The organism is Rhodopirellula sp. JB055, from assembly GCF_043100905.1.
GTDB lineage: Bacteria > Planctomycetota > Planctomycetia > Pirellulales > Pirellulaceae > Rhodopirellula.
In genome coordinates this window covers 1-10387 of record NZ_JBICHO010000004.1, presented here as the reverse complement: position 1 = coordinate 10387, position 10387 = coordinate 1, and the positions used below count along the sequence as shown (strand labels likewise).

Annotated in this window: 8 protein-coding genes; all 8 read left to right on the top strand. The window is 56.0% G+C overall.

The annotated features are described in order from the left end of the window. A partial coding sequence (locus ACF8AM_RS00085) for a cation:proton antiporter (RefSeq protein ID WP_392553663.1) occupies positions 1-1656 on the top strand: 1656 nt, incomplete at its 5' end. Beyond that, positions 1653-2312: a hypothetical protein gene (locus ACF8AM_RS00080; protein ID WP_392553662.1), complete on the top strand. Its 660-nt coding sequence runs from the start codon at positions 1653-1655 to the stop codon at positions 2310-2312. The genes ACF8AM_RS00085 and ACF8AM_RS00080, both read left to right, overlap by 4 nt. A 655-nt stretch (positions 2313-2967) precedes the next feature. Continuing rightward, on the top strand, positions 2968-4620 hold the full coding sequence (locus ACF8AM_RS00075; RefSeq protein ID WP_392553661.1) for a GumC family protein: 1653 nt from the start codon (positions 2968-2970) through the stop codon (positions 4618-4620). A gap of 196 nt (positions 4621-4816) precedes the next feature. Beyond that, positions 4817-6040, top strand: coding sequence for a glycosyltransferase (locus ACF8AM_RS00070; protein WP_392553664.1), 1224 nt, complete (start codon positions 4817-4819; stop codon positions 6038-6040). Beyond that, entirely contained in the window at positions 5973-6773 is an 801-nt protein-coding gene (locus ACF8AM_RS00065) for a polysaccharide deacetylase family protein (RefSeq protein WP_392553660.1), read from the top strand. Before ACF8AM_RS00070 ends, ACF8AM_RS00065 begins: the two co-directional genes overlap by 68 nt. Positions 6774-6879: 106 nt before the next feature. Continuing rightward, entirely contained in the window at positions 6880-7314 is a 435-nt protein-coding gene (locus ACF8AM_RS00060; protein WP_392553659.1) for an iron-sulfur cluster assembly scaffold protein, read from the top strand. A gap of 73 nt (positions 7315-7387) precedes the next feature. Then, positions 7388-8716, top strand: a complete 1329-nt coding sequence (gene xseA, locus ACF8AM_RS00055) for an exodeoxyribonuclease VII large subunit (RefSeq protein WP_392553658.1) — start codon at positions 7388-7390, stop codon at positions 8714-8716. Positions 8717-8761: 45 nt separating this feature from the next. Continuing rightward, positions 8762-9757 (top strand): Kelch repeat-containing protein, encoded by a 996-nt coding sequence (locus tag ACF8AM_RS00050; protein WP_392553657.1) that lies wholly within the window; start codon positions 8762-8764, stop codon positions 9755-9757. Positions 9758-10387 lie beyond the last annotated feature (630 nt).

The window sequence follows — 10387 nt, the reverse complement described above, 5'->3', positions numbered from 1 at the left end:
TCGGGGTCCTCGTCGTTGAGGCTGTGCACGGTCGGTGCGGCGCTGGCCTTCATCGGCAACACCTTGGCGATTCACTGGATTCTCGGATTCGGATGGCACCTGAGCTTTGTGCTGGGCGCGATCCTGGTGGTGACCGGTCCGACGGTGATCGGTCCACTTTTGCGGCAGGTCAAACCGAGTCGCCGAGTCGCATCGACGTTGAAGTGGGAAGGGATTGTCATTGACCCAATTGGCGCGGTGTTGGCTGTGCTGGTTTTTGAAGAGGTTGTGCTGGCCCAGTCCGCACCTCACTGGTCGGGTGCATTGAAGTCGCTGCTGTTGACCTCTGCGATTGGAGTCGGACTGGGGGTTGCCGGCGGTGCTCTGCTGACACAGGCCTTGCGACGTTACTGGGTGCCGGATCATTTGCACGGCGTTGCTGCGTTGTCGCTGGCGTTGCTGTTGTTCGCGCTGAGCAACATGATGGCACACGAATCAGGCCTGATCGCAGTGACCGTGCTGGGCATTTGGCTGACCAATCAAAAACACTTTGATGTTGAGCACATCATCGAGCTGAAGGAGAATCTTCGCACGCTGTTGATCGGATGTTTGTTCATCGTGCTCGGTTCGCGAGTCAACCTGACGGACCTGACGACGATCGGGATGCCGGGAATCGGATTGATCCTGGCGTTGATTTTCATTGTGCGTCCGTTGTCGGTGTACTTGTCATTGCTGCGAAGTCCATTGGACTATCGCGAACAGACATTCATTGCGGGTTTGGCACCTCGTGGGATTGTGGCGGCTGCGGTGAGCAGTGTGTTCGCGTTGTCGATGGAAAGCCGACCCGACCTAAACATTCCGGGTTCCGAGCAACTCGCGACGGTCACTTTCTTGGTCATCATCGGCACGGTTGCTGTCTACGGAATCGCAGCCGCACCGCTGGCTCGGTTGCTGAAGTTGGCGGAAGAGACCAGTCGTGGTGTGTTGATCGCGGGAGCGGATGCCTGGGTGCGAGACTTTGCGACCGAACTCAAAGCGGCCGGAGTTCCCGTGCTATTGGTCGACACGAACTACAACAAAATCAGCCAAGCCCGGATGGCTGGACTGCGCGGTGAATGCGCCAACATCCTCAACGAGCATGCCCGTGAAGATTTAGATCTTTCGGGGATTGGGCGATTGCTGGCGATGACCCCCAACGACGAGGTCAACTCATTGGCACTGCGCGAATGTCGAACGATGTTCGAATCGTCCAGGCTGTATCAACTGACGTTCAAAACCAAGAACATGGCCGGGCGTCGGGGTTTGACGAAAAACTTGATGGGACGCGAGTTGTTTGGCGAAGGCCTGACGTTCACCCGGTTGGCTGAAATGCACGCGGCAGGAGCCACGTTGAAAACAACGAAGTTGACCGAGACCTACTCGTTTGCTGACTTCCAAGAAACGTATGGTGAGGTGGCGACCGTGTTGTGTGCGATCACGTCGGAAGGATCGTTGAACATCAACACGGTGGACGCACCGTTGGTTCCGACGGCAGGACAGACAATTTTGGCACTCGTCAGCAGCACTCCGGTTCCTGACAAGCACGCGGTCAAAGCAACGAAAAAACGCGCCGAGTCAACGAAAGAGGAGAACTACCAGCGTTCGGTGGAAGCAGAGAGCGAGGAGACAGAATCGTGATTGACCCCTTTGTTCTGACCGTGGCGTTCCTGCCATTGATTGGATACCTGTTGTTGCTGTCGCTGATTCGGGTGAGTGGTCGAGTGTTGGTGACGACGGGAGGTCGAGACATGGCCGCGGTTTTGTTTGCTGTCGCGGGGATGGTCGCGATTGGCCCGATGCAATTGTTCTTCCCCACTGCTTCGGCGATTTTTCTGGGGCCGTACGTTTGGTTGCCGTTATTGCTTCTGTACACGCTGGTTTGCGGATTGATTGTGTTGACGCGTGAACCGCGATTGGTGGTATACGGTCGAACGACTGAGGAGCTTTATCCCGCGCTGATGCGTGCTGCATCAGCGATCGATTCGTCCGCGACGGGCGACGAGAAGAAGGCCCAGGTGCATTTGCCCCAATTTGATGCTCATCTGAGAATTGAGGGGCACCAGGGATTGGACTGCGTCAGCGTGTTGGCGTTTGAGCCGATGTTGCCTCTGTCGTTTTGGAAGCACTTGATTGGACAGTTGCGCGTTCAGGTTCGCGGGATCGCTCCGCCATCACCGAGACGAGGCTGGGGAGCGTTGTTTGTGGCGCTCGCGATGCTAGTCCTGCTGGTCCGAAGCGTGATGGGAAATGGCGATCAATTCGTGGAAGGGTTCCGCGAATGGTTGATTCGCTGAACGATTACGCGGTTTTTTGTCCACATATCGCGTCCGAAGAATCGACTGGGACAGTTTGGCGTGAATCACACAAATTGCCAGAATCGGATCAGATCTGGCAACTAATTGGCCGATCAACCTTGCTGCATGGGCGACGAAGCCTAAAATGCAAACAGCAGATCTTTTGAGGTCTGTTAGGTGCAGTCACATAACACCGGCAGAGGGTTCATTTTTCGGGCACGCCTGGATCACTGAAAGACTTGTGCAGTAGCACGTCGAGATCCACGCGTTTCTCCCAGCGGCTTCACTCTTGCCGCCGAGTGGCTGTTACTGAATTGGACCGGCAGGTCGGATCGATGGATCCAGCCTGTCGGTTTTTTCATGCGCTGGCAGCGCATCGGCACTGACAGGGACCCACCATTCTGCGGTTTAAGAGTCCAAATGGATGCGTTTTCCCGCTGGCGAGGGGCGGCGAATGATGCTTGCCCCAAGGTGTGATCCTTCAAAAATGGCGGTGTGACGGCCTTGCCCCTCTCGTTCGGCGGAGATCGGATTAGACTGACACGGGCGGAATCTGGGCGCGGGTTTCGCTTTCTTTGGATGGAGGCGGTGCCAATTCCGGCCAACCTCACTCCGCTTGTTGTCATCGTTTCTGTCTCTCGCTGCCTTTCGCAACATGAATGAACGCTCCTTTGCCGAAGCCGATCATTTTCGTCCCTTGCGGCTGAATGATCTCTGGCAGGCGGTTGCTCGCCACAGGTTGTCCGTGGTTCTGTGGACGATCGTGTTGCTGCCAGTTTTGGCGTTGGGTGTCTTCTTGATCCCGGCTCAGTTTGATTCCTATTCGCAGTTACTGATTCGATTGGGGCGCGGCGCGGTCTCCATGGATCCCACCGCGACGCTGTCGCCGACGGTTTCTTTGCAAGACAGTCGGGCATCGCAAGTCAACAGTGTCCGCGAGATGTTGCAGTCCCGTGCGATCGCCACAAAGGTGGTCAAGAAGGTTGGTGTGGAACGAATCTTGGAACCACGCAGTTTGCTGTCCAAGACGATGCAGAAGTTGAGCTCCTTGGTCCCCGGGGGGACGTCCAAACCAATGGGGGAGATGTCCGCCGAAGAGGTGCAAGCTCAGATCGCGGAGGAGATGGCGATCCAATCATTTCAAGAGTCCTTGAACTTGTACGTGGCCAAGGACGCTTACACGATTGATTTGGAAGTCCGGACTGAGGACCCTTTTCTGTCGCAAGAGCTGCTCGACGCGTTGGTGAAAATCTATCGCCAACACCACGCCATGGCTCATAGCTCGCTCGGGTCGGCAAAGTTCTTTGAAGAGCAATCCGACTTGGCTTACCAGCGTGCGTTGGAGGCAAAGGAAAAACTTCGCATCGCCAAGACCGAACGGGGAATCATTGACATCGGTTCGGCTCAGTCGGCATTGCGTTCACTGATCAGCCAAGTCGAAAGCAACTTGGTGGATGTTGAACATGAACTCGCGACCGCAGTTGCACAGCGTTCACGGCTGGTTGAACAAATTCGTGAGCAACCGGAAACGCTTCAGACACAAACCATACGAGGCATCCCGAAAGCGACGGGTGATTCGATGCGACAGTCATTGTATGACTTGGAAGTCCGATACAAGGAACAGTCGCTGAAGTTGAGCGACGATCATCCGAAATTGAAGGTGCTGCGAGAACAATTGGCGGCCGCCACCGAGATCGCTCAGGCGGAACAAGGGGAACGGCCTCAGACAACGGAGTCCACCAATCCGGTGCGGCAATCTCTTGTCATGTCACTGCAGGAAACCGACACCCGTTTGTCAGGTTTGAAATCCAAGCGTGACAATCTGAAGACCCAAGCAGAGTCGTTGAAAGAAGAATTGACGCAATTGAATCGTGACGAAGTCCAGCTGGCTGAATTGACCTGGGAAACCCAACTGGCCGAAGCCGAATACATGCGAACGGCAGAAAACCGTGACAACGCGAGGTTGATTGATCGTTTGTCATCGGGCTCGGTCAGCGAGATCGCGGTTGTTCAGGAACCCTCGCTGGGGCTGAAAAAGGTCAAGCCGAAACGTGCGATTTTGTTGGTGTTGGCAGCGATACTGGCCGTCGGTTTTGGGGTCGTCCAGGCTCTCGTTCGGGGGCTGCTGGCCCCGCCGAACTCTGCCGACTTGGATGCTAGTCGTGTCCCCCCAACTCGTCGTCGAAACGATCCAGGACATGGACGCTATCGCGGATCAGACAGCGTTCGAGGCTTTAACAAGCCACCTGAAACCGAAGCGGTTATAGAGACCGAAGAAAATGGCGGCTTGACGACGGTTCCTCGCTAAACCAATGTTTGCCATCCATCGCTGAACTCGCAATCGTTCACCTCTCTTTCCTCGCTGCCCCACGGCGCCGATCATCGCCATCCGAATCCTAGCCGTTCACAGTTATTACCGCCTGCGTGGTGGCGAGGATGTCGTATTCGATGCAGAAACGCAGCTTCTAGAATCGTTCGGACATGAGGTGACTCGCTTCACGCGAATGAACGATTCGATGTCCGGGGCGGGAGCTCTCAATAATGCAAGGATGACGGTTTGGAATTCCCAAATCGCCGGCGAAATCCAGGGGGCGGTGCAGCAGAACCAAATCGACGTCGTTCACTTTCACAACACGTTCCCTGCGATTTCTCCGGCGGCCATCAAGGCGGCGCATGATGCGGGAGCCGCGACTGTGTTGACGTTGCACAATTCGCGAATCCTGTGCCCGAACGCCGTTTGTTTCCGCGCCGGTCAGCCTTGCACCGATTGTGTTTCGGCACGTTTCGCACTGCCTGCGATTCGTCATGCTTGCTTTCACGAGAGTCGTTTGGCATCCGGAGTGGTTGCGGTGAAGAACTGGCTTCACCGAACTCAAAAAACATATCAGCGGTATCTCAATCTGGCGATCGCTCCGACGCAGTTCGTCAAAACTCGTTACGAGGGATCGGGCCACCCGATGCCTCCAATCGTGGTTAAACCTCACTTTGTCGAATCGGAATTGCCGTTTGGAGAAGGCGAGGGCGGCTACGCTTTGTTCGTGGGGCGTTTGAGCGAAGAGAAGGGGGTGAAGGTGCTGCTGGATGCTTGGGACCGGCTGACCCAGCCGATTCCTTTGAAGGTGATCGGTGATGGGCCGCTCAAACATCTGTTGGATCAACCGCGTGAGAACGTGCAATATCTTGGTCGCTTGGAACAGTCGGCGGTCTATGAGACAATGGCCGACGCGGCGATGCTGATCCTGCCTTCTCATTGTGCGGAGTCATTCGGCCGTGTGGTCGTGGAAGCTTATGCATGCGGGACACCGGTTGTGTGTGCCGACCAAGGTGGTCAAGCTGAACTCGTTCATCCATCTGTGGGGGCTCTGTTTCGAAGTGGCAACGCGGACGAGTTGGCCTCGATCGTCGACGGGTTTGTCCGGAACGCCGAGGAGACCATTGCGATGCGTGAGCGAGCTCGTCAGGAGTATGAATCGAAGTACACCGCGGCGATCAACCACGATCAATTGATGGCGATCTATCGAGAAGCGATGCGACTTCGGGGCCGCCCTAAGGAGGCACACGCCAACGCGGCCGAAGTCCGAATTGATTCGCAACACTCGCTCCATCACACGCCAAGTCAGGCGGATTCCCCGAACACTTCCTTGCTACCAGAACAGGCTCATGACGAACCGATGCGTGGTCACGACAAGCTGGGACGACGGACATCCTCAGGATCAACGCTTGGCTGAGTTGTTGGAACAACATGGATTGTCAGCGACGTTCTACATCCCGCGAAAATCACAATTGGAAACGCTATCGGAAGAGAAGGTCCGCGAACTGAGTCAGCGATTTGAGATCGGGGCGCACACGATGGACCACCTGCCGCTAACGAGCTTGCCAGACGTGCAAGCCGAGCGGCAAATTCACGATAGCGGTGCTTGGGTTGCCGACGTGACCGGTCAGCCTTGCGAAATGTTTTGCCCGCCCTTGGGGAAATTCCAACGGGAACATGTCAACGCGATCGCTCGGCACGGTTTCAACGGATTTCGCACGGTCGAGTTGTTGAAAACGGATCCTCCCACGCGTCGCGTTCGAGGGGACTATGTCCGGGGAGACAAAGGCTGGGAGGTGTCGTCCATGGCCACGTCGGTCCAGGCACATCCTCATCCGCGTTCAGCCTATCTCCGCAACGCGGCCAAGCGAGCATCTTGGGGGGCGTTTTACCGAGCTTGGACATTGGTCGGAAAGACGGACTGGGTTGGATTGGTGGATGTGATGCTGCAGCAAGCATTGCGAACGGACGGCGTGTTTCACCTGTGGGGACACAGTTGGGAAATCGAGGAACATCAGCAATGGGCGAACCTGGAAAGGGCCTTTGCAAAGCTTTCGCAGGCAGTCAAATCAGGAGTGGCAGTCACCGCGACCAATGGCCAACTTTGTGCCAGCAGAAACCCTGCTTCCCTTTTTGAACAACTCGCATAGAGTTAAATGCGCGACAGCCGGAATCAGACTTGCTGCGTATCAATTGCCCGTCGCTCATCATCCGTGCGACTCCACCGACCAATCACCCACGACATTTCATTTCACCATGCCGATCGAGCACGACAGTCACGACGATCACGTGCAGGATCACTACGAAGATCCGTATCATCGCGGAACACTGGAGACCGCCACCCACATGGGCGAGGGGACGAACTCGTTGTGCAGTGACCGGATCGTGATCACCACGCAACTGGATGATTCCGGCAACGTCAAAGAGGCTTGGTTCGACGGCGATGGATGCGTGATCAGTCAGGCATCTGCATCGATGCTGATGGAGCACGTCGAAGGAAAACCGGTTGAGGAGGTGAAGGCGTTCACACCGGAACAAATGCTGGATCTGTTCGGCGCCAAGTTGACACCGGAGCACGAAAAATGCTGTTTGTTGGCTTGGAAAACCTTGCAGTCGGCGTTGAATTCCCGCTCAGACGATGACTTTGATGCGTTGGCGCCGAGCGGCCCATCGCTCGGGGAAGAACAGTGAACATGAACGTCCCTTCCTTCTTATCTGACATCGCAAAAATGTTTCATCATTCATGCATGAGTCGATCGGAACCATGACCGATTCGACTCAGTTCTCGTTATTCGATTCCGACGATGACAAGCCGGCCCAGGCAAAGCCAGTCAAACGAAAGGTCGCCAAAAAGAAGCGACGGACTTCGACCAGTGATGACGCGATTTCGATCAGCGAACTGACGCGTCAAATCAAAGCAGCCGTGGAGGCCGGGTTTCCCTCGGTTTGGGTCGCGGGTGAGATCACCGACATCGCTCGTCCAAGAAGCGGACATCTGTACTTCACGCTGAAAGACGACCGGTCTCAAATTCGCGGTGTGATGTGGCGCAGCGTTGCCGAGCGTTTGCCATTCGATCTGGATGACGGGCAAAGCGTTCTGTGCATGGGCGACGTCGAGGTTTATGCCGCACGGGGGTCCTATCAGTTGGTCGTTCGCAAATGCCAACCGCAAGGCATGGGCGCCCTGCAAATCGCATTTGCGCAACTGCAAGCCAAACTGCAAGCGGAAGGTCTATTCGAACCTGAACGCAAACGCCTGCTGCCCCGTGTTCCGCGACGTGTCGCGATCGTGACCAGTCCCACGGGCGCCGCGATTCAAGACTTCTTGCAGGCCGCTGCTCAACGTCACGCTGGAATTGAGATCGTGTTGATTCCGGCAAGCGTCCAAGGGCCGGGCAGCGTCGAATCGTTGATCGATGGCATGCGTGCGGCGCATCGATTGCGGCCTCAACCAGACGTCTTGATCGTTTCGCGTGGTGGTGGTTCGTTGGAGGACCTTTGGTCGTTCAATGACGAAAAGTTGGTTCGAGCCATCGCGGCGTCGCGAATACCAACGGTGTCCGCGGTTGGTCACGAAATTGACGTGACGCTAGCGGACTTGGTGGCAGACGTGCGAGCGTTGACGCCGACGGATGCGGCCTCGCGAGTCTTACCCGATCGCGAGTCCATGGTTGCTGCGCTGGATGCACTTGGGGACATGATGACACGCAATCTGTTTCGGCGCGTCGAGGCAGAACGACAACGGCTCGAGAACTGGGAATCTCGTCCGGTGTTTCAAAATCCGTTCGAATTGGTTCACGATCGCAGTCGCGAATTGGACGATTGGGACGAACGCGGGCGGTCTGCGATCTGGCGTCGTTTGGAACAGGCTCGTTCCAAACTCGCAACGGTCGCCGCCGCCCAAACGGCTCTGTCACCTTTGGCCGTTCTTTCTCGCGGTTACAGCGTGACCCAAACCGAATCAGGGCAAGTCGTCCGGAAAGCAAACGATGTCCAGCCAGGACAAACTTTGCGAACCCGACTGACAGATGGCGATGTCTTCTCGGTCGTCTCGTCCGAAGAATCAAACGGCGATCCACCTGCCTTGGCCTAGATCCCGTCTTTCCATTTCTCTCTTCATCCTCTCGGTCCGCTTACGATGCGTTTCTTGATTTGTGCTCTGGTTCTTGGTAGCACGTTCTCGATGGTCCAAGCCCAGACGCCCGCTCCAGAATCAAGGGGTTGGCAGACGCTCGCTACGGAAGGCCAGCCCACCGCTCGTCACGAAGCAGCCCTGGTCGGTTTTCAAGACAATCTGTATTTGCTGGGTGGTCGCCGCATCAATCCGGTCGATGTCTACGATCCAGATACGAACGTTTGGACAGCAAAATCTGAAACCCCTTTGGAGTTGCATCACTTCCAAGGCGTGGTCGTGGCGGACGCGATCTACCTCATGGGCGCGATGACCGGACGGTACCCAAAAGAAACACCACTGGAAAAAGTCGTGGTGTACTACCCGAAGGAAGATCGCTTTGACTTCGTTCATTCTATCCCCGCATCTCGGCGTCGCGGCGGAGCCGGTGCGGTATATCACAACGGTTGGATCTATCTGATCGGTGGAATCACCAATGGACACGTGGATGGATGCCGAAGCTGGTTCGATCGCTACGATCCCAAGACCGGTGTGTGGGAGATTTTGCCCGATGCCCCCCACCAACGTGATCACTTTCAAGCGACGGTGATTGGCAATCGATTGTACGCAGCGGGCGGTCGAGTGACATCGAAACGCGACAACGCGGTCTTTTCACAAACGATCAGCAAGATCGATGTGTACGACTTTGAAGCGGGCCAATGGTTGCCACCGGAGCAGTGCCCCGACCTTCCCACCGAGCGGGCAGGAAACAGTGTCATTGCGATCGATGGCAAGTTGGTCATCGGTTGTGGGGAGAGTGCAGATCAAAAGCAGGCCCACGACGAAATCGAAGTTTATGATCCGGCAATCGATCGCTGGTCGGCGTGGCCGTCGCTGCTTCAAGGGCGACATGGAACGGGGTTGGTTCGGATCGGCGATTCACTGTTCACCGCATCAGGAAGCGGCAATCGCGGTGGCGGTCCTGAATTGACAACGACAGAACGATTGGTGCTTTCGCAGTAGTCGTGAGCACCGACGATGACCGAACGTCGAACCGTCCCGCCAAGCGATCCATGAGCATGGAAACCCGGCGCATCAGTGTTGAAGTTGCGCTTTTCTCAAAACCCGAAGCGTCAGCTTTTTCACAACCCGAAGCGTCAGCGAGGGACAAACGATGTTGACTTCGCCTCGCTGACGCGTCGGGTTATGAAGAAACCAATGCCTCACGCAAAAGCGCAACTTCAAAACGCGTCAGCGAGGCCCCCCAGTTCCCACCACGCAAGTGCTGAAGTTGCGATTTTCTCAAAACCCGTAGGGTCAGCTTTTTCGTAACCCGAAGCGTCAGCGAGGGACAAACGATGTTGACTTCGCCTCGCTAACGCGTCGGGTTATGAAAAAACCAATGCCTCACGTAAAGGCGCAACTTCAAAACGCGTCAGCGAGGCCCCCAGTTCCCGCCGCGCAAGTTTTGAAGTTGCGCTTTTCTCAAAACCCGAAGCGTCAGCTTTTTCGTAACCCGAAGCGTCAGCGAGGGACAAACGATGTTGACTTCGCCTCGCTGACGCGTCGGGTTATGAAGAAACCAATGCCTCACGCAAAAGCGCAACTTCAAAACGCGTCAGCGAGGCCCCCCAGTTCCCACCACGCAAGTGC

Coding starts and splice junctions, on each gene's coding strand:
- ACF8AM_RS00060 (WP_392553659.1), top strand. CDS start 6,880: ATGCCGATCGAGCACGACAGTCACGACGATCACGTGCAGGATCACTAC.
- xseA (WP_392553658.1), top strand. CDS start 7,388: ATGACCGATTCGACTCAGTTCTCGTTATTCGATTCCGACGATGACAAG.
- ACF8AM_RS00075 (WP_392553661.1), top strand. CDS start 2,968: ATGAATGAACGCTCCTTTGCCGAAGCCGATCATTTTCGTCCCTTGCGG.
- ACF8AM_RS00070 (WP_392553664.1), top strand. CDS start 4,817: ATGAACGATTCGATGTCCGGGGCGGGAGCTCTCAATAATGCAAGGATG.
- ACF8AM_RS00050 (WP_392553657.1), top strand. CDS start 8,762: ATGCGTTTCTTGATTTGTGCTCTGGTTCTTGGTAGCACGTTCTCGATG.
- ACF8AM_RS00065 (WP_392553660.1), top strand. CDS start 5,973: ATGACGAACCGATGCGTGGTCACGACAAGCTGGGACGACGGACATCCT.